Annotated in this window: 23 protein-coding genes and 1 tRNA gene; 10 read left to right on the forward strand and 14 right to left on the reverse strand. The window is 70.6% G+C overall.

Annotated features, from left to right (window positions below; genetic code table 11):
- The first annotated feature begins 17 nt into the window (after positions 1 to 17).
- Entirely contained in the window at positions 18 to 1,868 is a 1,851-nt protein-coding gene (locus ACE4Q9_RS19705) for a PQQ-binding-like beta-propeller repeat protein (protein WP_397985541.1), read from the forward strand.
- A gap of 217 nt (positions 1,869 to 2,085) precedes the next feature.
- A complete protein-coding gene (locus tag ACE4Q9_RS19710; RefSeq protein WP_397985542.1) occupies positions 2,086 to 2,760 on the forward strand; it encodes a LuxR C-terminal-related transcriptional regulator in 675 nt (224 codons plus the stop codon).
- Positions 2,761 to 2,786: 26 nt separating this feature from the next.
- On the opposite strand, the gene ACE4Q9_RS19715 is transcribed toward ACE4Q9_RS19710, so the two are convergent.
- On the reverse strand, positions 2,787 to 3,092 hold the full coding sequence (locus ACE4Q9_RS19715; protein WP_397985543.1) for a hypothetical protein: 306 nt from the start codon (positions 3,090 to 3,092) through the stop codon (positions 2,787 to 2,789).
- Positions 3,093 to 3,112: 20 nt separating this feature from the next.
- Positions 3,113 to 4,807 carry a sodium:solute symporter family protein gene (locus tag ACE4Q9_RS19720; RefSeq protein ID WP_397985544.1) on the reverse strand — a complete coding sequence of 565 codons (1,695 nt, stop codon included), beginning with the start codon at positions 4,805 to 4,807 and terminating at the stop codon, positions 3,113 to 3,115.
- Between the two features lie 158 nt (positions 4,808 to 4,965).
- Between ACE4Q9_RS19720 and galT the strand changes: the two genes are divergently transcribed.
- The 3 genes from galT to galK are packed head-to-tail and all read left to right on the forward strand — an operon-like array spanning position 4,966 to position 8,140.
- Complete coding sequence (gene galT, locus ACE4Q9_RS19725) at positions 4,966 to 6,027, forward strand: galactose-1-phosphate uridylyltransferase (protein WP_397985545.1); 1,062 nt, start codon at positions 4,966 to 4,968, stop codon at positions 6,025 to 6,027.
- Positions 6,024 to 6,986 (forward strand): UDP-glucose 4-epimerase GalE, encoded by a 963-nt coding sequence (galE, locus tag ACE4Q9_RS19730; RefSeq protein WP_397985546.1) that lies wholly within the window; start codon positions 6,024 to 6,026, stop codon positions 6,984 to 6,986. Before galT ends, galE begins: the two co-directional genes overlap by 4 nt.
- Complete coding sequence (gene galK, locus ACE4Q9_RS19735; protein ID WP_397985547.1) at positions 6,986 to 8,140, forward strand: galactokinase; 1,155 nt, start codon at positions 6,986 to 6,988, stop codon at positions 8,138 to 8,140. Before galE ends, galK begins: the two co-directional genes overlap by 1 nt.
- 248 nt (positions 8,141 to 8,388) lie before the next feature.
- Here galK and ACE4Q9_RS19740 read toward each other — a convergent pair whose 3' ends face one another.
- The gene (locus ACE4Q9_RS19740) at positions 8,389 to 8,829 is read right to left on the reverse strand and encodes a GNAT family N-acetyltransferase (protein ID WP_397985548.1); all 441 of its coding nucleotides are present in this window, start codon (positions 8,827 to 8,829) and stop codon (positions 8,389 to 8,391) included.
- Positions 8,830 to 8,946: 117 nt separating this feature from the next.
- Between ACE4Q9_RS19740 and ACE4Q9_RS19745 the strand changes: the two genes are divergently transcribed.
- On the forward strand, positions 8,947 to 9,714 hold the full coding sequence (locus ACE4Q9_RS19745; protein WP_397985549.1) for a LuxR C-terminal-related transcriptional regulator: 768 nt from the start codon (positions 8,947 to 8,949) through the stop codon (positions 9,712 to 9,714).
- Here the strand turns inward: ACE4Q9_RS19745 and tamR are convergent.
- Positions 9,673 to 10,170: a MarR family transcriptional regulator TamR gene (gene tamR / locus ACE4Q9_RS19750; RefSeq protein ID WP_397985550.1), complete on the reverse strand. Its 498-nt coding sequence runs from the start codon at positions 10,168 to 10,170 to the stop codon at positions 9,673 to 9,675. The two genes, ACE4Q9_RS19745 and tamR, sit on opposite strands and share 42 nt — an antisense overlap.
- 103 nt (positions 10,171 to 10,273) lie before the next feature.
- Between tamR and ACE4Q9_RS19755 the strand changes: the two genes are divergently transcribed.
- Positions 10,274 to 11,086 carry a trans-aconitate 2-methyltransferase gene (locus ACE4Q9_RS19755; protein WP_397985551.1) on the forward strand — a complete coding sequence of 271 codons (813 nt, stop codon included), beginning with the start codon at positions 10,274 to 10,276 and terminating at the stop codon, positions 11,084 to 11,086.
- A 2-nt stretch (positions 11,087 to 11,088) separates the two neighbouring features.
- Positions 11,089 to 11,448, forward strand: a complete 360-nt coding sequence (locus ACE4Q9_RS19760; protein ID WP_397985552.1) for a VOC family protein — start codon at positions 11,089 to 11,091, stop codon at positions 11,446 to 11,448.
- An 11-nt stretch (positions 11,449 to 11,459) separates the two neighbouring features.
- Here ACE4Q9_RS19760 and ACE4Q9_RS19765 read toward each other — a convergent pair whose 3' ends face one another.
- Together ACE4Q9_RS19765 and ACE4Q9_RS19770 are read right to left on the reverse strand one after the other, a co-directional pair.
- On the reverse strand, positions 11,460 to 12,137 hold the full coding sequence (locus ACE4Q9_RS19765) for a TetR family transcriptional regulator (RefSeq protein WP_397985553.1): 678 nt from the start codon (positions 12,135 to 12,137) through the stop codon (positions 11,460 to 11,462).
- On the reverse strand, positions 12,134 to 13,141 hold the full coding sequence (locus ACE4Q9_RS19770; RefSeq protein ID WP_397985554.1) for an acyl-CoA desaturase: 1,008 nt from the start codon (positions 13,139 to 13,141) through the stop codon (positions 12,134 to 12,136). Before ACE4Q9_RS19770 ends, ACE4Q9_RS19765 begins: the two co-directional genes overlap by 4 nt.
- A gap of 305 nt (positions 13,142 to 13,446) precedes the next feature.
- Here ACE4Q9_RS19770 and ppc point away from each other — a divergent pair, with 305 nt between their 5' ends.
- Positions 13,447 to 16,179: a phosphoenolpyruvate carboxylase gene (ppc, locus tag ACE4Q9_RS19775; protein ID WP_397985555.1), complete on the forward strand. Its 2,733-nt coding sequence runs from the start codon at positions 13,447 to 13,449 to the stop codon at positions 16,177 to 16,179.
- Between the two features lie 65 nt (positions 16,180 to 16,244).
- On the opposite strand, the gene ACE4Q9_RS19780 is transcribed toward ppc, so the two are convergent.
- The 7 genes from ACE4Q9_RS19780 to ACE4Q9_RS19810 all read right to left on the reverse strand — a co-directional run bounded on the left by ACE4Q9_RS19780 (position 16,245) and on the right by ACE4Q9_RS19810 (position 21,941).
- A complete protein-coding gene (locus tag ACE4Q9_RS19780; protein WP_397985556.1) occupies positions 16,245 to 16,742 on the reverse strand; it encodes a hypothetical protein in 498 nt (165 codons plus the stop codon).
- 64 nt (positions 16,743 to 16,806) lie between these two features.
- Entirely contained in the window at positions 16,807 to 17,409 is a 603-nt protein-coding gene (gene pth, locus ACE4Q9_RS19785; RefSeq protein WP_397985557.1) for an aminoacyl-tRNA hydrolase, read from the reverse strand.
- Between the two features lie 75 nt (positions 17,410 to 17,484).
- The gene (locus tag ACE4Q9_RS19790) at positions 17,485 to 18,081 is read right to left on the reverse strand and encodes a 50S ribosomal protein L25/general stress protein Ctc (protein ID WP_397985558.1); all 597 of its coding nucleotides are present in this window, start codon (positions 18,079 to 18,081) and stop codon (positions 17,485 to 17,487) included.
- Positions 18,082 to 18,281: 200 nt separating this feature from the next.
- On the reverse strand, positions 18,282 to 19,262 hold the full coding sequence (locus tag ACE4Q9_RS19795; RefSeq protein ID WP_046427674.1) for a ribose-phosphate diphosphokinase: 981 nt from the start codon (positions 19,260 to 19,262) through the stop codon (positions 18,282 to 18,284).
- Positions 19,263 to 19,416: 154 nt separating this feature from the next.
- Positions 19,417 to 20,865, reverse strand: coding sequence for a bifunctional UDP-N-acetylglucosamine diphosphorylase/glucosamine-1-phosphate N-acetyltransferase GlmU (gene glmU / locus ACE4Q9_RS19800; RefSeq protein ID WP_397985559.1), 1,449 nt, complete (start codon positions 20,863 to 20,865; stop codon positions 19,417 to 19,419).
- 126 nt (positions 20,866 to 20,991) lie between these two features.
- A tRNA-Gln gene (locus ACE4Q9_RS19805) sits at positions 20,992 to 21,062 on the reverse strand.
- Positions 21,063 to 21,068: 6 nt separating this feature from the next.
- Positions 21,069 to 21,941, reverse strand: coding sequence for a hypothetical protein (locus ACE4Q9_RS19810; RefSeq protein ID WP_397985560.1), 873 nt, complete (start codon positions 21,939 to 21,941; stop codon positions 21,069 to 21,071).
- A gap of 166 nt (positions 21,942 to 22,107) precedes the next feature.
- Here ACE4Q9_RS19810 and ACE4Q9_RS19815 point away from each other — a divergent pair, with 166 nt between their 5' ends.
- A complete protein-coding gene (locus ACE4Q9_RS19815; RefSeq protein ID WP_397985561.1) occupies positions 22,108 to 23,433 on the forward strand; it encodes a sensor histidine kinase in 1,326 nt (441 codons plus the stop codon).
- Positions 23,434 to 23,497: 64 nt separating this feature from the next.
- On the opposite strand, the gene ACE4Q9_RS19820 is transcribed toward ACE4Q9_RS19815, so the two are convergent.
- On the reverse strand, positions 23,498 to 23,992 hold the full coding sequence (locus tag ACE4Q9_RS19820; RefSeq protein ID WP_397985562.1) for an SUKH-3 domain-containing protein: 495 nt from the start codon (positions 23,990 to 23,992) through the stop codon (positions 23,498 to 23,500).
- Positions 23,993 to 24,049: the final 57 nt, after the last annotated feature.

Consider the following 24,049-nt stretch of genomic DNA (forward strand, 5'->3'; position numbering starts at 1 on the left):
ACCGAGGTACCCGAGCCATGACCCAGCCGCCCCCGCCCCCGCCGAACCAGCCCCCGCAGCAGGGGGGTTTCGGCCCGCCGCCCCCGCCGCAGCCGGCCCCGCCCACCCCGCCGCCCTCGCTGGACAAGCAGCCCCCGCGGCAGGACCAGCCGGCCCCGCCGACCGGCCCCCCGCAGCCGGCCCCCGGCTACGGCTATCCGCAGCAGCCGGCCCCCGGCTACGGCTACCCCCAGCAGACGCCCCCGGCCCCGCCGGCCGGTTACGGCTACCCCGCCGCGCCCCCGAACCCGTACGGCACCCAGCCCCCGGCCCCCTACGGGGCGCCGCAGCAGAACCCGTACGCGATGCCCACCCAGCCCATGCAGCAGTCCGGGCAGCCGGGCTACGGCTATCCGGGACAGCCCCCGACCATGCCGATGCAGCAGCAGGGCGGCGGTGGCGGGCGGGGCAACAGCGCGCTGTACATCGTCATCGCGGCGGTCGTCGTCATCGCGCTGATCGTCGTCGGCGGCATCTGGTACGCGGGCTCCGGTGACGGCGGCACCAAGCAGGACTCCGCCTCCTCCGGCGGCACCGGCGGCGGCCAGGACAAGGGCTCCGGCGGTTCGACCGGCGGCAAGGAGAAGGTGCCGGCGAACCCGGCCGCCAAGGTCCTCTTCCAGGTCCCCTCGCCCTCCGTGCAGGACACGGTGAGCACCTCCGGCTCCTGGCTGACCGGCAAGGTGTACGCCAAGACCGGCGTGGACGAGATCGTCGGCTACGACCCCGCCAAGGGCACCAGGCTGTGGACGGTCAAGCTGCCCGGCCCGGTCTGCGCGGCCAGCCGGCACATGACCGCCGACGACAAGATCGCGATCACCTACCAGCCGACGAACAAGAAGTACGACGGCTGCTCCGACATCGCGGCGATCGACCTCGACGCGGGCAAGAAGCTGTGGACGAAGACCGTCAAGGTCGGTGACTACCCGGTCAACTACCAGAACGTGACGGTCTCCCAGCACACCGTCGCGCTCGGCGACAGCAACGGCGGCGCGGCCTTCGACATCGACTCCGGCAAGCCGCTGTGGCAGCCGAAGCAGGGCGAGGACTGCTACGACGCGGGGTACGGCGGCGGCGCCAAGCTGGTCGCGGTGCGCAGCTGCGGCGAGTCGGACAACACCCGGCTGTCCATCCAGACCATCGACCCGCAGTCGGGCAAGGTCCTCTCCGAGTACAGGATGGACCCGGGCATCGAGTACGCCTCGGTCGTCTCCACCGACCCGCTGGTGGTGGCCGCCGACGTCGGCGACAGCGCGGGCGACGGCAGCGGCATCTCGGACTACTTCTCCATCGACAACAAGACCGGCCAGCTGCTCGCCCGGATCTCCGCGCCCGGCAAGACCTACGGCGGCCGCTGCGACGGCATCACCCGCATCGAGGACTGCCACGAGGTCGTCGTCGGCGGCGGCAAGCTGTTCGTGCCCACGGAGGAGCACGACGGCAGCGGCACCTCCTCCAGCACCACCAACGAGGTCGTCGCCTTCGACCTGACCACCGGCAAGCCCACCGGCCAGCGCGCCGAGGCCGGGGACGGCTATCTGCTGTCGCCGCTGCGCATGGACGGCGCCAACCTCATCGCCTACAAGAAGCCGCCGTACGACAAGGGCGGACAGATCGTCAGCATCGACGGCTCCACCTTCAAGCAGACCAAGCTGCTGGAGAACCCGGCCACGGAGAGCTCCCGGCGCGCGGAGGACAGCATGCTGCCGGACTACGCGGAGATCCTCTTCGGGAACGGCCGGCTGTACATGTCCGACGTCTTCGTCGACAAGGTGGCCGCGGGCGACGACAAGTCGTACCTGGTGCTGGCCTTCGGCACGGACGGCTGACCGCCCCCACACAATCACCCGGACGGGTGACTTGGTCAGCGGTGCCCCGGATGTCATCGGTCCGGGGCACTTCTGCTGTCCAGGGGCGGCATGGCGTCGAACAAGCGTGTAGCTTCCGGGGACGTGCAAAGGGGCGGGGTGCCGGGGGGCCCTCTGTCCTTCGGGCCGGTGGACGTCCATAGTGGGGCATCCATGGGCGGGACTGGGGGGTTTCTCTATGGGAGTACGGCTCATGGTCGTGGACGACCATCGCCTGCTCGCGGAGGCGCTGGCATCGGCGCTGAAACTGCGCGGGCACCGGGTGCTCGCCTCGGCCGCGCCCGCCGCGGGCGCCGCCGATCTGGTGATCGCGCGGGCGCCGGAGGTGTGCCTGCTGGGCACCGGGGCTCCGGCCGAGCCGGGGGCCTTCGACCCGGTGGCGAAGATCAAACGGGAGCGGCCGCAGGTGGCGGTGGTGGTGCTCGGTCCGGTGCCCTCGCCGCGCGGGATCGCCGCGGCGTTCGCCGCCGGGGCGTCGGGGTACGTACGGCACGACGAGCGCATCGAGGGGGTCGAGCGCGCGCTCCTGAAGGCACGGGCGGGCGAGTCGGCGGTGGCCCCCGGCCTTCTCCAGGAGGCGTTCGGGGAACTGCTGAACCCCGCCGCCCAGCCGGACGACGAGGCCCAGCGCCTGCTGAGCGTGCTGACGCCGCGCGAGGTCGAGGTCCTCGTGCGGGTCGCCGACGGCGAGGACACCCGCGTGATCGCCTCCGGCATGCGGATAGCACCGAGTACGGCGCGGACGCATGTGCAGCGGGTGTTGATGAAGCTGGGCGTCGGGTCGCGCCTGGAGGCGGCGGCCCTGGCCGCGCGCACGGGACTGCTGGACCGCGCCGCGGGGCCGGGGTCGTAGACCTCGGCCCCGCACCCCCCCACGCGTCAATCCTCCCGCTGCTCCGGCGCGGGCATCGGACGCATCTTCAGCCACACCAGGAAGAAGACACCCAGCACCAGCATCCCGATCCCGGTCCACAGGTTGATGTTGACCCCCTGCGCCTTGTCGATCGCGGACCGCGAATCCGTGATCCCGGCGATCGTGACGATCACGCCGTAGAGCACGAAAAGCCCGCCGATGATCCGGCGCAGGTCGAAGATGCGGGACGCCGTCGCCGACTTGGTCTCCAGCTCGGTGACCTCGCGCGCGATATCGCCCTCGGTGTAATGGTGTTCGGAGTTCTCGGACATGTTCCCTCGATCCTCCCGCGTCAGAACGAGAACGGGATGTAGCAGACGGCGGCCAGCACGACCGCACCCCAGCCCAGCAGCGCCGGCCTGCGGTACCACGCGTCGTCACCGGGCGCCGGCGGCTCGGACATCCCCGGCGACCGGGTGCCGTAGACCAGGCCCTGGAGTTCCTGCGCGGGCTTGGGCTTGGTGAACAGCGACACCAGGACCATCACCACCGCGCCGGCGACGAACCCGGCGATCGCCGACACGAAGTTGGCGCCCTGGTCGGAGGGGATGGAGATGATCCCCTTCTTGTAGAGGACGAAGTAGTTGACCATCGCGGTGACGGTGCCCGCGAGCAGCCCCCAGAAGCCGGACTTGACCGACGCCCGCTTCCAGAACATGCCGATGATGAAGACGACGAACATCGGCACGTTGAAGAAGGAGAACAGGGTCTGGAGGTAGGCCATGATGTTCGAGAACGACGACGCGAGGAACGCCGTGCCCACCGACGCGCAGACGCCGATCACGGTGATCCACCGACCGAACCGGACGTAGTACGCGTCCTCCCGCCCGCGCACCACGTACTTCGCCCAGATGTCCGTGGTGAACACGGTGTTGAAGGACGACACGTTGGCCGCCATGCCGGCCATGAACGCGGCGAGCAGACCGGTGACCGCGATGCCGAGCACACCGTTGGGCAGCAGCTCCTGCATCAGGTACGGGATGGCGTCGTTGTACTGGAGCCCCGAGCCGCTGGTGCCGATGTTGGGAACCAGCGCGGCCGCGACCAGGCCCGGGATCATCACCAGGAAGACGATGAAGATCTTCGGGTACGCGGCGATCAGCGGCGTGCGCCGGCCCGCCGAGAGGTTCTTCGCGGACAGGGCCCGCTGCACCTCGGCGAAGTTGGTGGTCCAGTAGCCGAAGGAGAGCACGAAGCCGAGGCCGAGCACGATCGTCAGCCAGTTCGCGCCGAGCGGGTTGCTGCTGCCGATCCCGGTGCCGCCCCACGCGGTGGTGAAGTTGTGCCCGTGGGTCTCGGCGAGCTTGTGGGTCAGCCCGCCCCAGCCGCCGACCTTGCGCAGCCCGAGGATGGTGATCGGGATGAGCGCGGCCAGGATCACGAAGAACTGGAGCACCTCGTTGTAGATCGCCGAGGACAGGCCGCCCAGCGTGATGTACGCGAGCACGAAGGCGCCGGCGACCACGATGGCCACCCACTGCGGCCAGCCGAGCAGCGCCTCGACCACGATCGCGAGGGCGTAGAGGTTGACGCCGGCGATCAGGATCGCGGCGAAGGCGAACAGGATCGAACTGAGCAGATGGGCTGCCTTGTCGAAGCGCAGCAGCAGGAACTCGGGGACCGAGCGGACCTTGCTGCCGTAGTAGAACGGCATCATCACCAGGCCGAGGAAGACCATGGCGGGGATGGCGCCGATCCAGTACCAGTGCACGGTGTAGGCACCGTACTGGGCGCTGTTGGCCGCCATGCCGAGGATCTCGGTGGCCGCCAGGTTCGCCGAGATGAAGGCGAGGCCGGTGATCCAGGCGGGCAGCGAGCGTCCGGAGAGGAAGAAGTCGAGGCTGGTCTTGACCGACCGGCGGGCGGCGAAGCCGATGCCGAGCACGACGACGAAGTAGATCGCCAGGATCGTGTAGTCCAGCCAGTTGGTCGGGAGCCGTAGCTCGGCCGCCGCCAGATACGTATGCGCGTATGTGGACGTTTGCATAAGAACTCGCTTCGTTGCGCGAACTGATCAGAGCGGAACCTACGCCTGTGTATTTAGAAAATGAACAGTTGTGATGGTGATCTTTGTTCGATTGTGATGATCTGATTCTGTGTCGGGTTGTGGTCTGTTATGTTTGATTCTGTTGAGAGGAGTCCGGCGTGAAGAAGACCCCGACCCTGCTGGCCGACGGTCGCGAGCTGATCTACTACGACCTGCGGGACGACACCGTGCGCGACGCCGTCGACCGCCGCCCGCTGGACCGCACGGCCACCACCTCCGAGATCCGCCGCGATCCGCTGCTCGGCGACCGGGTCGCCGTCGCCTCCCACCGGCAGGGCCGTACCTACCACCCGCCGGCCGACCAGTGCCCGCTGTGCCCGACCGAGGGCGAGCGGCTCAGCGAGATCCCGGACTCCTCGTACGACGTCGTCGTCTTCGAGAACCGCTTCCCCTCGCTCGCCGGCGACTCCGGACGCTGCGAGGTCGTCTGCTTCACCTCCGACCACGACGCCTCCTTCGCCGATCTCACCCCCGAGCAGGGGCGCCTGGTGCTGGACGCGTGGACCGACCGCACGGCGGAGCTGTCCCAGCTGCCCTGTGTCGAGCAGGTGTTCTGCTTCGAGAACCGCGGCGCCGAGATCGGTGTGACCCTCGGTCACCCGCACGGACAGATCTACGCCTACCCCTTCATCACCCCGCGCACCACGCTGATGCTCCGCTCGCTCGCCGCGCACCGGGCGGCCCACGGCGGGGAGAACCTGTTCGACGCCGTCCTGGAGAGGGAACGCGCCGGTGAGCGGGTCGTCCTGGAGGGTGAACACTGGGTGGCCTTCGTGCCGTACGCGGCGCACTGGCCGTACGAGGTCCACCTGTACCCCAAGCGCCGCGTCCCCGATCTGCTCGCACTGGACGAGGCGGCGCGCACAGAATTCCCCCAGGTGTATCTGGAACTCTTGAGGCGCTTCGACCGGATCTTCGGGCCCGGCGAGCCGCCGACGCCGTACATCGCCGCCTGGCACCAGGCGCCGTTCGGGGCGCTCGCCGGTCTCGACGGGGTGACGCGCGAGGACTTCGCGCTCCATCTGGAGCTTTTCACCATCCGCCGCACTTCCGGCAAGCTGAAGTTTCTCGCGGGTTCCGAGTCCGGCATGAGCGTGTTCATCAACGACGTGCCGCCGGAACGCGCGGCCGAGCGACTGCGAGAGGTAGCGACTTCATGAAGTACCTGGTGACGGGTGGCGCGGGTTACGTCGGCAGCGTGGTGGCCCAGCATCTGCTGGAGGCCGGACACGAGGTCACCGTCCTCGACGACCTCTCCACCGGCTTCCGCGAGGGCGTCCCGGCCGGCGCCGCCTTCGTCGAGGGCGACATCCGCGACGCCGCCAAGTGGCTCGACGCCTCCTACCACGGTGTGCTGCACTTCGCCGCGTTCTCGCAGGTCGGCGAGTCCGTGGTGCGGCCCGAGAAGTACTGGGACAACAACGTCGCCGGCACCCTCGCGCTGCTCGGCGCGATGCGCGAGGCGGGCGTGCGCACCCTCGTCTTCTCCTCCACCGCCGCCACCTACGGCGAGCCCGAGCAGGTCCCGATCACCGAGTCCGCCCCGACCCGCCCGACCAGCCCCTACGGTGCGTCCAAGCTCGCCGTCGACCACATGATCACCGGCGAGGCACACGCCCACGGCCTCGCGGCGGTCTCGCTGCGCTACTTCAACGTGGCGGGCGCGTACGGCGCGTACGGCGAGCGCCACGACCCCGAGTCGCACCTCATCCCGCTCGTCCTCCAGGTCGCGCAGGGCCGCCGCGAGGCCATCTCCGTCTACGGCGACGACTACCCGACCCCCGACGGCACCTGCGTGCGCGACTACATCCACGTCGCCGACCTCGCCGACGCGCACCTGCTGGCGCTGACGGCCGCGCGCCCCGGCGAGCACCTGATCTGCAACCTCGGCAACGGCAACGGCTTCTCCGTGCGCGAGGTCATCGAGACCGTCCGCGAGGTCACCGGGCACCCGGTCCCCGAGGTCGCCGCCCCGCGCCGGGGCGGCGATCCGGCCGTCCTGGTCGCCGCCGCGGACACCGCCCGCGAGAAGCTGGGCTGGAACCCGACCCGCGCGGACCTCGCGGGCATCGTCGCGGACGCCTGGGAGTTCGCGCAGAACCTGGCCGAGGAGGACTAGTGGGGGCACAGCAGGTCGCCGAGCGCTTCACCGAGCTGTACGGAGCGCGCCCGGAGGGCGTGTGGGCGGCGCCGGGACGGGTCAACCTGATCGGCGAGCACACCGACTACAACGACGGCTTCGTCATGCCGTTCGCGCTGCCCCACCAGGCACTCGCGGCGGTCTCCCGCCGCGCCGACGGCCTGCTGCGCCTGCACTCGGCGGACATGGCCCAGGGCGTCGTCGAGCTGCGCCTCGACGCGCTCGCGCCGGGCAGCGACCCGCGCTGGACGGCGTACCCGGCGGGCGTCGTCTGGGCCCTGCGCGAGGCGGGCCACGCGGTCACCGGCGCGGACGTCCACCTCTCCTCGACCGTGCCCACCGGCGCCGGCCTGTCCTCCTCCGCCGCCCTGGAGGTCGTGATCGCCCTCGCCCTCGGCGAGCTGTACGGCCTCGGCCTCGCCCCCTGGCAGCTCGCCCGGCTGTGCCAGCGCGCCGAGAACGTCTACGTCGGCGCGCCGACCGGCATCATGGACCAGACCGCCGCCGCGTGCTGCGAGCCGGGCCACGCCCTCTTCCTGGACACCCGCGACCTGTCCCAGCGGCAGATCCCCTTCGACCTCGCGGCCGAGGGCCTGCGCCTCCTGGTGGTCGACACACAGGTCAAGCACGCCCACAGCGGCGGCGAGTACGGCAAGCGCCGGGCCGGCTGCGAGAAGGGCGCGGCCCTGCTCGGCGTCGACGCCCTGCGCGACATCGCCTACGCCGACCTGGACGCGGCGCTGGCCCGGCTGGGCGAGGAGGAGGAGATCCGCCGCCTGGTGCGCCATGTCGTCACCGAGGACGAGCGCGTCGAGCGCACGGTCGCCCTGCTGCGCGCCGGCACCCCCCGCGCCATCGGCCCGGTCCTCACCGAGGGCCACGCCTCGCTGCGCGACGACTTCCGCATCTCCTGCCCGGAACTGGACCTGGTCGTCGACACCGCCCTCGCGCACGGCGCCCTCGGCGCCCGCATGACCGGCGGCGGCTTCGGCGGGTCGGCCATCGTCCTCACGGAGACCACCGAGGTCCCCACCCTGACCAAAGCCCTGGAAGAGGCCTTCACGACGGCGGGCTTCACGACCCCCCGGATCTTCGAGGCGGTGCCGTCGGCGGGGGCGCGGCGGGTGCTCTGACACACGCGGCGGGGAGTCGAACAGGACGCGGGCCGAACCGATCGCGCATGCCCGCGGGCGCCGGCTGGTGTCCGCCGAGACCCGCCGGGCCGAGCGGGCGATCGAGCGGCTGCGGGTGGGCTGGCCCCTGACGGTGGAGCGGGAGCCGGACGCCCTCCGGCGCTGCCCCGGCCGACTTCCCGCTCGCCCACCGGCCGCTCCGCGTCGCAGGCGCCCACCGGAGCCGCCCCCCTCGGCGTGATCCGCCGTCAGGTCAGCCGTTTCACCAGGGTGTACTCCGTGATTCCCGGCGGGTAGTCGGGGATCTCGCAGACCACGTCGTAGCCCTGCCGGCGGTAGAAGGCCGGGGCCTGGAAGTCCCATGTCTCCAGGCGGGCGGCGGTGCAGCCGCGGTCGGTGGCGAGGTGTTCGGCGCGGGCCAGCAGGTGGGAGCCGAGGCCCGTGCCGCGGTGCGGGGCGTCCACCCAGAGGTAGGTGACGTGCAGCCAGGCGGTCCAGGTGTGACCCACCAGGCCGCCCGCGAGGGCCCCGGCCGGATCGAGGGCCCAGACGTGCAGCGGGACTTCGCGCTCGGCGGGGGTGCCGCGCAGGGCGGCCAGGACCGGTGAGGCCGCCGTGTTGGCGTCCAGCAGCCGGGTGCGCAGCAAGTCCTGTCGTGCCTTGTCGATTTCCGCCTCGATACGAAACATGCGGCACACCATAAACGCGCCGGACGGCCAGTTCTGTAAATCTCCTTCCGCTGCGTGCCGGTATCCGTACGCTGAGATACAGCGACCGGTGGGGGCCGGTGCCGTTCAGGGGGTTCTGTGGTTCGTATCCGAGTCCTGGTCGTGGACGACCACCGCATCTTCGCCGAGTCGCTCGCCGCCGCCCTGGCCGCCGAGCCCGATGTCGAGGTCGCCGCCGCAGGCAGCGGCCCGGCCGCGCTGCGCTGCCTGGAGCGGGCCGTCGCCGAGGGCCGCCGCTACGACGTCCTGCTGGTCGACGCCGACCTGGGCGGCAAGCCCACCGGCGGCCGCTCCCCGGTGCCCGTGCGGGACGCGGACGAAGAGGGCCTGGTCGACGGGCTCTCGCTGGTCGCGGGGGTGCGCGCCGCCCAGCCCGCCGTACGCACCGTGGTCCTCGCCGGGAAGGACGACCCGCGCCGCGCCGCCCTCGCGCTCGGCGCCGGCGCCAGCGGCTGGGTCGCCAAGGACTGCTCCCTGTCGCGGCTGCTCGCGGTGATCCGGGGTGTGCTGCGCGACGAGACGCATCTGCCGCCCGCCCTGCTGACCGGCGTGCTCAAGGAGCTGACCGCCGCCCGCAGGCACCGCAGCGAGAGCGAACGCCTGGTGGAGTCCCTCACCCCGAGGGAGCGGGAGGTGCTGCGCTGCATGGTCGCGGGCCTGGGCCGCAAGGCCGTCGCCGAACGGCTGTTCCTCTCCCCGCACACCGTCCGCACCCATATGCAGAACGTCCTCGGCAAACTCGGCGTCCACTCCACCCTGGCCGCCGTCGCCCTCGCCCGCCGGGCCGGGGTGGGCCCGGTGGACCTAGCCGGGGATGTTGTCGAACGGGGCGGTCAACTGGCGTAGCAGGCCCGCCAGTTCCGCCCGCTGCGCGCGGGACAGCTCGCCGAGGATGGCCCGCTCCTGGGCCAGCAGCCCCGCGAGGGACTCGTCGGCGCGGTCCCGGCCGGTGTCGGTCAGCCGCACCAGCACACCGCGGCGGTCACTGGGGTCGGGGAGCCGTTCGACCAGGCCCTTCTTCGCCAGCCGGTCGATCCGGTTGGTCATGGTGCCCGAGGTGACCAGGGTCTGGGTCAGCAGCTGTCCGGGGGAGAGCTGGTACGGCGTGCCCGCGCGCCGCAGCGCGGTCAGCACGTCGAACTCCCAGGGCTCCAGCTGGTGCTCCGCGAACGCGAGCCGGCGGGCGCGGTCCAGATGCCGGGCGAGCCGGCTCACCCGGCTGAGCACTTCCAGCGGCTCCACATCGAGGTCCGGACGCTCCCGGCGCCACGCTGCGACCAGCCGATCGACCTCGTCCTCCATGAGATCAGTGTAGTGGTTGTGTCGACATGAAGTCTCTTGGAATCGAGTATCTCCAAAGCAAGTATCTTGACATCAAGAGAGTTGGGGCGGGAAGGTGGTGCCCATGACGACACCGACCTGGGACCCCGGCCAGTACCTCCGGCACGCCGGCCACCGCGCCCGCCCCTTCGCCGACCTCCTCGCCCGCGTCCCCGCCCTGCCCGGCACCCGGCCCCGCATCGCCGACCTCGGCTGCGGCCCCGGCAACGTCACCGCCACCCTCGCCGAGCGCTGGCCCACCGCGCACATCACCGGGTACGACAACTCGCCCGAGATGCTGGACACCGCCCACACCCGGCACGAGGGCCCCACGCCCGGCGGCGGCCGGCTGGACTTCGCCCACGTCGACGCCCGCACCTGGACGCCCGAGGAGCCGTACGACCTGATCGTCTCCAACGCCGCCTTCCAGTGGGTGCCCGGCCACCTCGAACGGTTCGCCGACTGGATCGGGGCCCTCGCCCCCGGCGGGACCTTCGCCTTCCAGGTGCCGGCCAACACCGACGCCCGGCAGCACGTCCTGCTGCGCGAACTGGCCGCCGACCCGCGCTGGCGCGACCGGCTCGCCGGGGTCCCGCGCCCCACGGACTCCGTGCACACCCCCGCCGCCTACCTGGACCGCCTCGCCCGCCTCGGCTGCGCCGCCGACGTCTGGGAGACCACGTACCTGCACGTCCTGGACGGCGAGGACCCGGTCCTCGACTGGATGAAGGGCACCGGCCTGCGGCCCGTCCTCACCGCGCTCGCCGACGACCCCGAGGCGCGCGACGCGTTCCTCGCCGCCTACCGCGACCTGCTGCGCGCGGCCTACCCGCGGGAGCCCTACGGCACCGTCCTGCCCTTTTGCCGCCTGTTCGCCGTCGCCGTGAAGGAGGCCTGACCATGCTCGTGGCCGTCGACCATGTGCAGCTCGCGGCGCCGCCCGGCTCGCAGGACGCGCTGCGCTCGTACTACGCCGGTGTCCTCGGCCTGACCGAGGTCCCCAAACCGCCGGTGCTCGCGGCCCGCGGCGGCTGCTGGTTCGAGGCCGGCCCCGTCCGCCTCCACCTCGGCGTCGAAGACGACTTCCGCCCCGCCGAGAAGGCCCATCCCGGCCTCGAAGTACGGGACATCGAGGTGTACGCCGCCCGCCTCGCCGTCCACGGCGCGCCCGTGACCTGGGACGACAACCTCCCCGGCCATCTGCGTTTCTACTCGCGGGACCCGGTCGGCAACCGCCTGGAATTCCTCCAGCCGCGCTAGCCCCCGGCCGCCTACGCCTTGCGGTGGCCTATCAGCCGCGGCCGCTGCTCCAGCCCGTCGAGGCCGTGCCACGCCAGGTTCACCAGATGCGCCGCCACCTCCGCCTTCTTCGGGCGGCGCACGTCCAGCCACCACTGGCCGGTCAGCGCGACCATGCCGACCAGGGCCTGGGCGTACAGCGGGGCGAGCTTGGGATCGAAGCCGCGGGACTTGAACTCGCGGCCCAGGATGTCCTCCACCTGCGTGGCGATGTCGGAGATCAGCGACGCGAAGGACCCCGTCGACTGCGGGATCGGCGAATCGCGGACGAGGATGCGGAAACCGTCCGTGTACTCCTCGATGTAGTCGAGCAGCGCGAACGCCGCCTGCTCGCACAGCTCACGCGGATGACCGGCCGTCAGCGAACCGGTCACCATGTCCAGCAGCCGCCGCATCTCGCGGTCGACCACCACCGCGTACAGCCCCTCCTTGCCGCCGAAGTGCTCGTACACCACCGGCTTGGACACCCCGGCCTTCGCCGCGATCTCCTCCACCGAGGTGCCCTCGAACCCCTTCGCCGCGAAGAGGGTGCGACCGATCTCCAGCAACTGCTGGCGGCGCTCGGCACCGGTCATACGGGTCCGGCGGGTCCGCCGCTGCTTGTCAGTGCCTGGATTGCTGCTGGAATCGGTCGCCACGGCCTCCATCATGCCGCCTCGGCGGTCTCCCTCCGGCGCCGGGAGCCGCCATCCGCGTCGCTACGACGCGAATCGATACGCGAGCGTGACGGCCAGCGCACGTCGTACGCCCACCCGAGCTTCTCGAAGATCCGGATGAACCGGGCCGAGGAGTCGAGCTGCCCGCGCATCACCCCGTGCCGCGCCGAGGTCGGGTCGGCGTGGTGCAGGTTGTGCCAGGACTCCCCGCAGGACAGCACCGCCAGCCACCACACATTGCCCGAACGGTCCCGCGACTTGAACGGCCGCTTGCCCACCGCGTGGCAGATCGAGTTGATCGACCACGTCACATGGTGCAGCAGCGCCACCCGCACGAGTGAACCCCAGAAGAACCCGGTGAACGCGCCCCACCAGGACATCGTCACCAGACCGCCGATCAGCGCGGGCAGCAGCAGGGACAGCGCCGTCCACAGCACGAACTGCCGGGAGATCGCCCGCAGCGCCGGGTCCTTGACCAGGTCCGGCGCGTACTTCTCCTGCGAGGTCTGCTCCTCGTCGAACATCCAGGCGATATGCGCCCACCACAGGCCCTTGATCAGCGCCGGAACCGTCTCGCCGTACTTCCACGGGGAGTGCGGATCGCCCTCCGCGTCGGAGAACTTGTGGTGCTTGCGGTGATCGGCCACCCAGCGCACCAGCGGCCCCTCCACGGCCAGCGACCCCATGATCGCCAGCGCGATCCGCAGCGGCCGCTTCGCCTTGAACGAACCGTGGGTGAAGTAGCGGTGGAAACCGATCGTGATGCCGTGGCAACCGAGGTAGTAGAAGAACACCAGCAGGCCCAGATCGAGCCAGCTCACCCCCCAGCCCCAGGCCAGCGGCACCGCGGCCACCAGCGCCAGGAACGGAACGGTGATGAACAGCAGCAGCGTGATCTGCTCGATCGACCGCTTCTTCTCACCGCCCAGCGTGGCCGGCGGAAGGGAAGTGTCGTGAGCCTTACGGTCTTCTTCGATCACATCGGAATGTGAGGTCATACGCGTCCCCTGTGGGGTCGAGGGTCGGGGGTGGGTGTGCCGGGCGCCGGAACCGGATGCGGGGGGGTCCACACATCCCTACGGTTCCGTAACCTACGGCATCGTAAGTATGGCAGCGTGCCGAGCGGCGGCAAGAGCCCTGAGAGCCTGCGCGTCCCCATCGACACCTATCCTTGGAATCGGTCGGACAGCGCGGTCCGCTGAAGTTTCCTTCCCGGACGCTCCGGCCCGTATGCGGCACAGACCGCGCGGCAGACGGCCGGGTACCTCCCCGAGACGCTTCAACACTGCAAGGAGCCGCACCTGTGAGCAGTGCCGACGACCAGACCACCACGACGAACACCGAGCTGCGCGCCGACATCCGCCGCCTGGGTGACCTCCTCGGAGAAACCCTCGTCCGGCAGGAAGGCCCCGAACTCCTGGAACTGGTCGAGAAGGTCCGCCGCCTCACCCGCGAGGACGGCGAGGCCGCCGCCGAGCTGCTGCGCGGCACCGAACTGGAGACCGCCGCCAAGCTCGTACGCGCCTTCTCCACCTACTTCCACCTCGCCAACATCACCGAACAGGTCCACCGGGGCCGCGAACTGCGCGCCCGGCGCGCCGCCGAGGGCGGACTCATCGCCCGGACGGCCGACCGCCTCAAGGACGCCGACCCCGAACACCTGCGGAACACCGTCCACCACCTCAACGTCCGGCCCGTCTTCACCGCACACCCCACCGAAGCCGCCCGCCGCTCCGTCCTCAACAAGCTCCGGCGCATCGCGGCCCTCCTGGACACCCCCGTCCTGGACTCCGACCGCCGCCGCCACGACACCCGCCTCGCCGAGAACATCGACCTGGTCTGGCAGACCGACGAACTGCGCGTCGTCCGCCCCGAACCCGCCGACGAGGCCCGCAACGCCATCTACTACCTGGACGAACTCCACGCCGACGCCGTCGGCGACGTCCTGGAGGACCTCACCGCCGAACTCGAGCGCGTCGGCGTCCGTCTGCCCGACGACACCCGCCCCCTCACCTTCGGCACCTGGATCGGCGGCGACCGCGACGGCAACCCCAACGTCACCCCCCAGGTCACCTGGGACGTCCTCATCCTCCAGCACGAACACGGCATCAACGACGCCCTGGAGATGATCGACGAACTGCGCGGACTCCTCTCCAACTCCATCCGCTACACCGGAGCCACCGAGGAACTCCTCGACTCCCTGCGCGCCGACCTCGACCGGCTGCCCGAGATCAGCCCCCGCTACAAGCGCCTCAACGCCGAGGAGCCCTACCGCCTCAAGGCCACCTGCATCCGGCAGAAGCTGGAGAACACCAAGCAGCGCCTCGCCAAGGGCACCCCCCACGAGGACGGCCGCGACTACCTCGGCACCGCCGAACTCCTCGCCGACCTGCGCCTCGTCCAGGACTCCCTGCGCCAGCACCGCGGCGCCCTCTTCGCCGACGGCCGACTGGCCCGCACCATCCGCACCCTCGCCGCCTTCGGCCTCCAGCTCGCCACCATGGACGTCCGCGAACACGCCGACGCCCACCACCACGCCCTCGGCCAGCTGTTCGACCGGCTCGGCGAGGAATCCTGGCGCTACGCCGACATGCCCCGCGAGTACCGCACCAAGCTCCTCGCCAGGGAACTGCGCTCCCGCCGGCCCCTCGCCCCCACCCCGGCCCCCGTCGACGCCGCCGGCGCCAAGACCCTCGGCGTCTTCACCACCGTCAAGAAGGCCCTCGACGTCTTCGGGCCCGAGGTCATCGAGTCCTACATCATCTCCATGTGCCAGGGCGCCGACGACGTCTTCGCCGCCGCCGTCCTCGCCCGCGAGGCCGGACTGATCGACCTGCACGCCGGCTGGGCCAGGATCGGCATCGTCCCGCTCCTGGAGACCACCGACGAACTGCGCGCCGCCGACACCATCCTGGAGGACATGCTCTCCGACCCGTCCTACCGGCGCCTGGTCGCGCTGCGCGGCGACGTCCAGGAGGTCATGCTCGGCTACTCCGACTCCTCCAAGTTCGGCGGCATCACCACCAGCCAGTGGGAGATCCACCGCGCCCAGCGCCGGCTGCGCGACGTCGCCCACCGCTACGGCGTACGCCTGCGCCTCTTCCACGGCCGCGGCGGCACCGTCGGCCGCGGCGGCGGCCCCTCCCACGACGCCATCCTCGCCCAGCCCTGGGGCACCCTCGAAGGCGAGATCAAGGTCACCGAACAGGGCGAGGTCATCTCCGACAAGTACCTCATCCCCTCCCTCGCGCGGGAGAACCTCGAACTCACCGTCGCCGCCACCCTCCAGGCGTCCGCCCTGCACACCGCGCCCCGCCAGTCCGACGAGGCCCTCGCCCGCTGGGACGCCGCCATGGACGTCGTCTCCGACGCCGCCCACGCCGCCTACCGCCGCCTGGTCGAGGACCCCGACCTGCCGACGTACTTCCTCGCCTCCACACCGGTCGACCAGCTCGCCGAACTGCACCTGGGCTCGCGGCCCTCCCGGCGCCCCGGCTCGGGCGTCTCACTCGACGGACTGCGCGCCATCCCCTGGGTGTTCGGCTGGACCCAGTCCCGGCAGATCGTCCCCGGCTGGTTCGGCGTCGGCTCCGGACTCAAGGCCCTGCGCGAGGCCGGCCTCGACGGCGTCCTCGCCGAGATGCACGAACAGTGGCACTTCTTCCGCAACTTCGTCTCCAACGTCGAGATGACCCTCGCCAAGACCGACCTGCGGATCGCCCGCCACTACGTCGACACCCTCGTCCCCGACGAGCTCAAGCACGTCTTCGACACCATCGAGGCCGAGCACGAACTCACCGTCCGCGAGGTCCTGCGCATCACCGGCGAGGACGAACTCCTCGACGCCCAGCCCGTCCTCAAGCAGACCTTCGCCATCCGCGACGCCTACCTGGACCCCATCTCCTACCTCCAGGTCGCCCTGCTCAAGCGCCAGCGCGACGAAGCCGCCGCCGGCCGCGAACCCGACCCGCTGCTCTCCCGCGCCCTGCTCCTCACCGTGAACGGCGTCGCCGCGGGCCTGCGCAACACCGGCTGACCCACCACCGCGAAAGGGTGCCCCCGAGGCCGTACGACCTCGGGGGCACCCTCGTCTCCAAACCCTCACTGCACGGCGACGAACGCCGCCGTCAGCAGCCCCAGACCCGCGAGACCCAGCCCCCACGCCGGCCGCGACAGCCGCATCCCGCCCGCCACCACCACCGAGGCCAGCAGCAACGCACCGCCCAGCGGCACCCAGGCGTACAGGATCCCCGCCGCACCCGAACGCAGCGCGTCCGAGGTGCCCGGCTTCAGCACCACGGCGTACGTCCGCCCCTTGCGCACCGCGACCGGCTCCGCGATCTCCACCCGCGCACGGGGCCGCGCCCCCGCCGACGTCGGCGTGAACGCCCCACCGCACCGGCCGCCCGCACACGCGGTCACCTTCACCGTGCCCTGCTCACGGCCCTTGGGCAGCAGCACATGCTGCGCGTTCCCCCAGGAACCCCACACCCCCGCGAACACGATCAACGCGGCGACCGCGCCCATCACCGCGACCCGCCCGAACCGCGACGCGGACACGGACACCTGGACAGCGGAACGACTGGCAGTGGCAGGCATGGCCGGGATCATTGGCCATACCCCCACGACCGGTCAACTCCGCCCGGCGCCAAGGCCGTACAAGTCAGGAGTTGTACGTGCTCTGCGCCCGCTCCAGGCCCTCGATCACCAGAGCCTCCACCGCGTCCGCCGCACGGTCCACGAAGTAGTCCAGCTCCTTGCGCTCCGCACCGGAGAAGTCCTTCAGCACGAAGTCCGCCACCTGCATACGACCCGGAGGACGGCCGATCCCGAACCGCACCCGGTGATAGTCCGGACCCATCGCCTTCGTCATGGACTTCAGACCGTTGTGCCCGTTGTCCCCGCCACCCAGCTTCAGCCGCAGCGTGCCGTAATCGATGTCCAGCTCGTCATGCACGGCCACGACATGCGCCACCGGCACCTTGTAGAAGTCCTTCAGCGCGTTCACCGGGCCACCGGACAGGTTCATGTACGACATCGGCTTCGCCAGGATCACCCGGCGGTTCGCGGGACCCGCGGGACCGATCCGGCCCTCCAGTACCTGCGCCTGCGCCTTCCCCGCCCGCTTGAACTTCCCCCCGATCCGCTGCGCGAGCAGGTCCACCACCATGAAGCCGGCATTGTGCCGGTTCATCGCGTACTCCGACCCGGGATTCCCGAGCCCGACAACCAACCAGGGATCACTGGCGGGGGTGGTCACGTCCATCTCTCCTCGATACACGCCAGCCGCCGCTCCCCGCGAGGGGAACGACGGCTGAACAAATGACGGCCGAGCCGGGGCTCAGGCCTCCGCGGACTCTTCGCCCTCGGCGGTCTCCTCGCCCGCGGCCTCCTCGGCCTGGGCCTGGAGGACCTGGAGGACGACAGCGTCCTCCTCGACGGCCAGCGAGACACCGCTGGGCAGCTTGATGTCCTTGGCGTGGATGGAGGCACCGGCCTCCAGGCCCTCCACGGAGACGGTGACCGACTCCGGGATGTGCGTGGCCTCGGCCTCGACCGGCAGCGCGGACAGGACGTGCTCCAGCAGGTTGCCACCCGGAGCCAGCTCGCCCTCGGTGTGCACCGGGATCTCGACCGTGACCTTCTCGCCGCGCTTGACCAGCAGCAGGTCGACGTGCTCCAGGAAGCCCTTCAGCGGGTCACGCTGCACGGACTTCGGGATCGCCAGCTCGTTGGTCTTGCCGTCGATGTCCAGGGAGATCAGGACGTTCGGCGTACGCAGCGCCAGCAGCAGCTCGTGGCCCGGCAGGGTCAGGTGCAGCGGGTCGGAACCGTGGCCGTACAGCACACCCGGAACCTTGTTCTCACGGCGGATGCGGCGAGCCGCACCCTTGCCGAACTCGCTGCGGGACTCAGCGGCGATCTTCACCTCGGACATGTGAATCACTCCTCGTAGTAACTGGGGAACGGACGTGGTCACCCGGCCACGAACGGCCTGCTACGAAGAGCGCGTCGATAACGGACCGCCGTACGCACGCGTACGGCCTCCCTCGCCGAGCAACGCCAGAAGCTTACCCGGACCCGGAGGCCGTACCAAAAGGATCTTCGGCTAGCCGCGACGGCCCGCCCGCAGAAACCTCACTGCTCGTCGAAGAGGCTCGTCACCGAACCGTCCTCGAACACCTCACGCACCGCACGCGCGATCGTCGGAGCGATCGACAGCACCGTGATCTTGTCCTGCTCCCGGCCCAGCTCCGCCGGCGTCGGCAGCGTGTTCGTGAACACGAACTCGCTCACCCGCGAGTTCTTCAGCCGGTCCGCCGCCGGACCCGACAGCACACCGTGCGTCGCCGTCACGATGACATCCTCCGCACCATGCGCGAACAGCGCGTCCGCCGCCGCACAGATCGTGCCACCGGTGTCGATCATGTCGTCCACCAGCACACACACCCGGCCCTCGACCTCACCCACGACCTCGTGGACGGTCACCTGGTTCGCCACGTCCTTGTCCCGGCGCTTGTGCACGATCGCCAGCGGCGCACCCAGCCGGTCGCACCAACGGTCCGCCACCCGCACCCGGCCCGCGTCCGGCGACACCACCGTCAGCTTGTTCCGGTCCACCTGCTCACCCACGTAGTCCGCCAGCAGCGGCAGCGCGAACAGATGGTCCACCGGCCCGTCGAAGAAGCCCTGGATCTGATCCGTGTGCAGATCCACGGTCAGGATCCGGTCGGCACCCGCCGTCTTCATCAGATCCGCGATCAGACGCGCCGAGATCGGTTCACGACCCCGGTGCTTCTTGTCCTGACGCGCGTAACCGTAGAACGGCACGATCACCGTGATGGAGCGGGCCGACGCACGCTTCAGCGCGTCGATCATGATCAGCTGCTCCATGATCCACTTGTTGATCGGAGCCGTGTGGCTCTGGATCAGGAAGCAGTCCGCACCACGCGCCGACTCCTGGTAACGAACGTAGATCTCACCGTTGGCGAAATCGAAGGCCTTCGTCGGGACGACCCCGACACCCAGCTGCTGGGCGACCTCCTCGGCAAGCTCGGGGTGGGCGCGGCCGGAGAAGAACATCATCTTCTTCTCGCCGGTCGTCTTGATCCCGGTCACAGCACAGTCTCCTCAGAGGTTGTCTCAACCCAGCCGACCGCTCGATGGCCTCCCGTCCGAGCGTGAGAGGCCGAATCAGCTGGTAGGGGTGCGGGTGCACACGTGCGGATGTGCACTTATCACGGTACGCCGACTTCGACGCACCCGTTTCCGGTCAGTCCTCGCCACCGCCCTGCCGGGAAGCCTCCTCGGCAGCCCTCGCCGCCGCACTCCCCGGCCGCTTCCGAGCCACCCAACCCTCGATATTCCGCTGCTGACCACGGGCCACGGCCAGCGAACCGGGCGGCACGTCCTTCGTGATCACGGACCCGGCGGCGGTGTACGCCCCGTCCCCGACCGTGACAGGTGCCACAAACATGTTGTCCGAACCCGTACGGCAATGCGACCCGATCGTGGTGTGATGCTTGTCCTGACCGTCGTAGTTCACGAACACACTCGCCGCGCCGATGTTCGTGTGCTCACCGATCGTCGCATCGCCCACGTACGACAGATGCGGCACCTTCGTGCCCTCGCCGATCCGCGCGTTCTTCGTCTCGACGTACGTCCCGATCTTGCCCTTCGCGCCGAGCCGCGTCCCCGGACGCAGATACGCGTACGGCCCCACGCTCGCCTCCGCGCCCACCACCGCGCCGTCCGACACCGTGTTGTCCACCCGCGCCCCCGCGCCCACCTTGGTGTCCCTCAGCCGGCTGTTCGGACCGACCTCCGCACCCTGGGCGAGATGCGTGGCACCCATCAGCTGCGTGCCCGGATGCACCACCGCGTCCTGCTCGAACGTCACCGTCACGTCCACCCACGTGGTCGCCGGGTCCACCACGGTCACACCGTCCAGCATCGCCCGCGTCAGCAGCCGGTCGTTCAGGATCCGGCGCGCCTCGGCCAGCTGCACCCGGTTGTTGATCCCCGCGATCTCCCGGTGATCACCCGCCACCGACGCCCCGACCCGGTGCCCCGCCTCGCGCAGGATCCCCAGCACGTCGGTCAGGTACTCCTCGCCCTGGCTGTTGTTCTTGCGCACCTTCGTCAGCGCGTCCGCCAGCAGCGGGCCGTCGAACGCGAACACCCCGCTGTTGATCTCCCGGATCGCCCGCTGGGCCGCGCTCGCGTCCTTGTGCTCCACGATCGCGGTCACCGCGCCCGTCGCCTCGTCCCGCACGATCCGCCCGTACCCGGTGGCGTCCGGGACCTCGGCGGTCAGCACGGTCACGGCGTTGCCGTCGGCGTGATGGGTCTCGGCGAGCCGCTGGAGGGTCTCGGCGGTGAGCAGCGGGGTGTCCCCGCAGACCACGACGACGGTCCCGGTCACCGCCCCGCCCAGCTCCTCCAGACCCATCCGTACGGCGTGGCCGGTGCCGTTCTGCCGCTCCTGCACGGCGGTGCGCACGGCCGGGTCGGTCTCCGCGAGGTGCGCGGTGACCTGCTCGCGGGCGTGGCCGACGACGACGACCAGGTTCTCGGGCTTCAACTCACGGGCGGCGGCGAGCACATGGCCCACGAGGGAGCGGCCGCAGATCTGGTGCAGCACCTTGGGTGTGGCCGACTTCATACGGGTGCCCTCACCCGCTGCGAGAACGACGACGGCTGCCGGGCGGATGGCACTCACGGTTTGCCCTTCGGCTCTGAGGGTGGGAACAGCCGCAGGATACCGGGGCGGGGTTTGGGGGATATGGGGGCGGGCCCTGACGGGGGTTGCCGGTCAGGACCCGAACCGAGGATTTGTGTGCTGTAGCTCCCGGGAGAGGATTCGAACCCCTATGAGCGGTACCAAAAACCGCCGTCTTGCCCTTAGACGACCCGGGATTACCGTTATGTCCGATTTCCTGGATCGGGGTCGGACACAGCCCCTACTATGCCGTACCAGGCGCCTTCGATGCGACGGTACAGCTCGGCTCCTTGTCGAACTTTGATGCCGAGGCACCCCCGGTAGGCGGCACCGGTGTTCTTGCGGACGGTCGTCGGGTTGTGCTTCTTGAGGATGGTCTGGCCGAAGCGCGCCTTGTCGATGCCGACGAGGTCGGACCAGTAATGCTCGGCTGCGCCGACGTCCGCGGATTGGTGGATCATGACTCGACAGTGCAGCCGGTCGCGGGTCACCTCCAGTAGGTCCAGCCAGGCGAGGAAGACGCGGATGATCCCCGGGTCGCTGTTGACGAACTCCACACTTTCGCGGCGGACATGGGGCTTGTCCTTCGTTCCCTCCGCCCAGTACAGGCCGACACCGAGTAGGAACAGTTCCCGGTCGGAGAGGTGGCCGATGGCGGCTGCCGCCTCTTGTTTGGTTGCCGCCCTCTCTCGGTCCTGGGACGCGCGCAGTCTTGCCAGCCCCGCGTTCATCCGGGCCTGCTGTTCTTCCGGCGTGCGCTTCGGTCCGGGGTGCGGCAGGTCTCGTACCCACAGGGAGATCGAACTCTTGGAGCATCCGAGCTCGGCCTGGATCTCGTTGTAGGTCCAGCCCTGGAGCCGCAGTCCCCGGGCCCGCTCCCGGAGGTCGTCCCTGGCGTTCGGGCGCTTCGTCCAGGCGGGCGGGGGCTCGCCCTTGACCAGTTGGTTGAGGAGGTCGTTGTTGAAGATCTTCAGTTGGTCGCGGATCTGGCGGAGGCTGTGTCCCGCCCGCCGCAGGGCCACCGCCTGTCGTCGTAGCCCCTCGAAGTCGGCGTATTTGCCGTGGGTGTGTGCCATAGGCATACCGTCCGGGCGGAATGAGAGGTTCCGGGGTCGAACGCCGAGGGTTCACCAGTTCGAGGGAAAAGGGGAGGTTTCGATGCCGATCGGTTACGCAGCGTGGTGTGTGGAGGTAGGCGAAAGTCACCGGAAAAGCCGCACCTGCCGCCCGTAGGCTGGACGCATGACCATGACGGGGGAAGAGCACACCAGGGCGCTGACCGGCCCTTGGTGGTGGCCGCGCCGGCGCAGCGCGGTGTTCGACGGCGCGCTGGCGCTGGCGTCCGCGCTGGAGAGCGGCGCGGAGGGGATCGGTTTCGCCCGCGACGCGGGGATCCCGGTCTGGGCGGGTGTCCTGTTCGGTGTGGCGGCCGGCGCGGTGCTGCTGGTGCGGCGCAAGTGGCCGGTCGCCGTGGTGCTGGTGGCGATCGCGGTGATCCCGGCGCAGATGGGTTTCCTGCTGGGCATCGTCGGCCTGTACACGCTGGCCGCGGCGGAGGTGCCGCGGCGGGTGATCGGTGCGCTGGCGGGGATGTCGCTGGCGGGTACGGCGGTGGTGACGTTCGTCCGGGTCCGGCAGGACATGGCGCGGGGCGATCTGACGCTCGGTGACTGGTTCGTGCCGTTCGCCGCGGTGGCGACGGCGCTGGGGCTGACGGCTCCGCCGGTGCTGCTGGGGCTGTATGTGGGCGCGCGGCGGCGGTTGATGGAGAGCCTGCGGGAGCGGGCGGACAGTCTGGAGCGGGAGCTTCAGCTGCTCGCGGAGCGGGCGGAGGAGCGGGCCGAGTGGGCGCGCAGCGAGGAGCGGACGCGGATCGCGCGGGAGATGCATGACGTGGTCGCGCACCGGGTGAGTCTGATGGTGGTGCACGCGGCGGCGGTGCAGGCGGTGGCGCGGAAGGATCCGGAGAAGGCGGTGCGCAATGCCGCGCTGGTGGGGGACATGGGCCGGCAGGCGTTGACGGAGTTGCGGGAGATGCTCGGGGTGCTGCGGGCGGGGGAGGCGGACCAGGGCGCGGGCCGGGCGGCGGCGGGGGTGCCGTTGGCGGCGGTGGGCGAGGCGGCCGCGGCGGCCGCTGCGGCGGCTTCGCGGGTGGTCGAGGAGCCGGGTGAGGGGCCGTGTCTGTCGGAGCTTGAGGAGTTGGTGGGGCAGTCGGCGGCCGCGGGGATGGTGGTGGAGCTGTCGGTGCAGGGGGAGGCGCGGTCGTACGCGCCGGAGGTGGAGCAGACGGCGTACCGGGTGGTGCAGGAGGCGCTGACGAACGTGCACAAGCATGCGGCGGGGGCGAAGACGCATGTGCGGTTGGCGCACCGGGTGTCGGAGATCGCGATGCAGGTGGAGAACGAGCCGCCGGGGGAGCCGGGTTCGGCGTCGGCGGCGGGGTTGCCGTCGGGTGGCAATGGCCTGGTGGGGATGCGGGAGCGGGTGCTGGCGCTGGGCGGGGTGTTCGTGTCGGGTCCGACGGAGGAGGGGGGCTTCCGGGTGTCGGCGGTGATTCCGGCGGCGTAGGGGGCCGTACGGTTCCTCTTCCCGGGGCCCCGCCTTTCTCCGGTCGCCCCAGCCCTTCCCGTGGTCAGCCTGCCGTGAGCCGTACCGGTTCTATTCCGGTGATGAGGGTGGCCAGGGCGTGGTCGATGTCGGGGCCGAGGTACCAGTCGCCGGTGTGGTCGAGGGCGTAGACGCGGCCTTCGGTGTCGATGGCGAGGGCGGCGGCGGTGTCGGTCTCGGTGCCGAGGGGGCAGAGTTCGGTGCCGAGGGCGCGGCCGAGGTCGCCGAGGGTGCGGGCGAGGTGGCGGCCGTGCAGGGGGTCGAGGTGGAGGGTGGCGGGGGCGATCTGGCGTCCGCTGCCGCCGGGGGCGATGTGCAGGCCGCCGAATTCGGCCCAGGCTTCGACGGCGGCGGGGAAGACGGTGTGCCGGTGGCCGGCGGGTGAGGTGTGTTCGCGCAGGGTGTCGGCCCAGATCTCGGCCTGTTTTATGTCCCAGCGTCCGGGTTGCCAGCCGGCGGCGCGCAGGGCGGCGTCGACGGGGACGGGGAAGCGCGTGGTGGAGGTGCGGTCGGGGTGCATCTGCCCTTTGTTCGTCGTGTCGTTGGTCGTGTCGTTCGTCGTGCTGACGGGTGGTGC

This window comes from Streptomyces sp. AM6-12 (genome assembly GCF_044327085.1).
Lineage (GTDB): Bacteria > Actinomycetota > Actinomycetes > Streptomycetales > Streptomycetaceae > Streptomyces.

Excerpts from the sequence above, each read along its gene's own strand:
- ACE4Q9_RS19705 (WP_397985541.1), top strand. The coding sequence starts at position 18 with ATGACCCAGCCGCCCCCGCCCCCGCCGAACCAGCCCCCGCAGCAGGGG.
- ACE4Q9_RS19710 (WP_397985542.1), top strand. The coding sequence starts at position 2,086 with ATGGGAGTACGGCTCATGGTCGTGGACGACCATCGCCTGCTCGCGGAG.
- ACE4Q9_RS19715 (WP_397985543.1), bottom strand. The coding sequence starts at position 3,092 with ATGTCCGAGAACTCCGAACACCATTACACCGAGGGCGATATCGCGCGC.
- ACE4Q9_RS19720 (WP_397985544.1), bottom strand. The coding sequence starts at position 4,807 with ATGCAAACGTCCACATACGCGCATACGTATCTGGCGGCGGCCGAGCTA.
- galE (WP_397985546.1), top strand. The coding sequence starts at position 6,024 with ATGAAGTACCTGGTGACGGGTGGCGCGGGTTACGTCGGCAGCGTGGTG.
- ACE4Q9_RS19740 (WP_397985548.1), bottom strand. The coding sequence starts at position 8,829 with ATGTTTCGTATCGAGGCGGAAATCGACAAGGCACGACAGGACTTGCTG.
- tamR (WP_397985550.1), bottom strand. The coding sequence starts at position 10,170 with ATGGAGGACGAGGTCGATCGGCTGGTCGCAGCGTGGCGCCGGGAGCGT.
- ACE4Q9_RS19755 (WP_397985551.1), top strand. The coding sequence starts at position 10,274 with ATGACGACACCGACCTGGGACCCCGGCCAGTACCTCCGGCACGCCGGC.
- ACE4Q9_RS19760 (WP_397985552.1), top strand. The coding sequence starts at position 11,089 with ATGCTCGTGGCCGTCGACCATGTGCAGCTCGCGGCGCCGCCCGGCTCG.
- ACE4Q9_RS19765 (WP_397985553.1), bottom strand. The coding sequence starts at position 12,137 with ATGATGGAGGCCGTGGCGACCGATTCCAGCAGCAATCCAGGCACTGAC.
- ACE4Q9_RS19770 (WP_397985554.1), bottom strand. The coding sequence starts at position 13,141 with ATGACCTCACATTCCGATGTGATCGAAGAAGACCGTAAGGCTCACGAC.
- ACE4Q9_RS19780 (WP_397985556.1), bottom strand. The coding sequence starts at position 16,742 with ATGCCTGCCACTGCCAGTCGTTCCGCTGTCCAGGTGTCCGTGTCCGCG.
- pth (WP_397985557.1), bottom strand. The coding sequence starts at position 17,409 with ATGGACGTGACCACCCCCGCCAGTGATCCCTGGTTGGTTGTCGGGCTC.
- ACE4Q9_RS19790 (WP_397985558.1), bottom strand. The coding sequence starts at position 18,081 with ATGTCCGAGGTGAAGATCGCCGCTGAGTCCCGCAGCGAGTTCGGCAAG.
- ACE4Q9_RS19810 (WP_397985560.1), bottom strand. The coding sequence starts at position 21,941 with ATGGCACACACCCACGGCAAATACGCCGACTTCGAGGGGCTACGACGA.
- ACE4Q9_RS19815 (WP_397985561.1), top strand. The coding sequence starts at position 22,108 with ATGACCATGACGGGGGAAGAGCACACCAGGGCGCTGACCGGCCCTTGG.
- ACE4Q9_RS19820 (WP_397985562.1), bottom strand. The coding sequence starts at position 23,992 with ATGCACCCCGACCGCACCTCCACCACGCGCTTCCCCGTCCCCGTCGAC.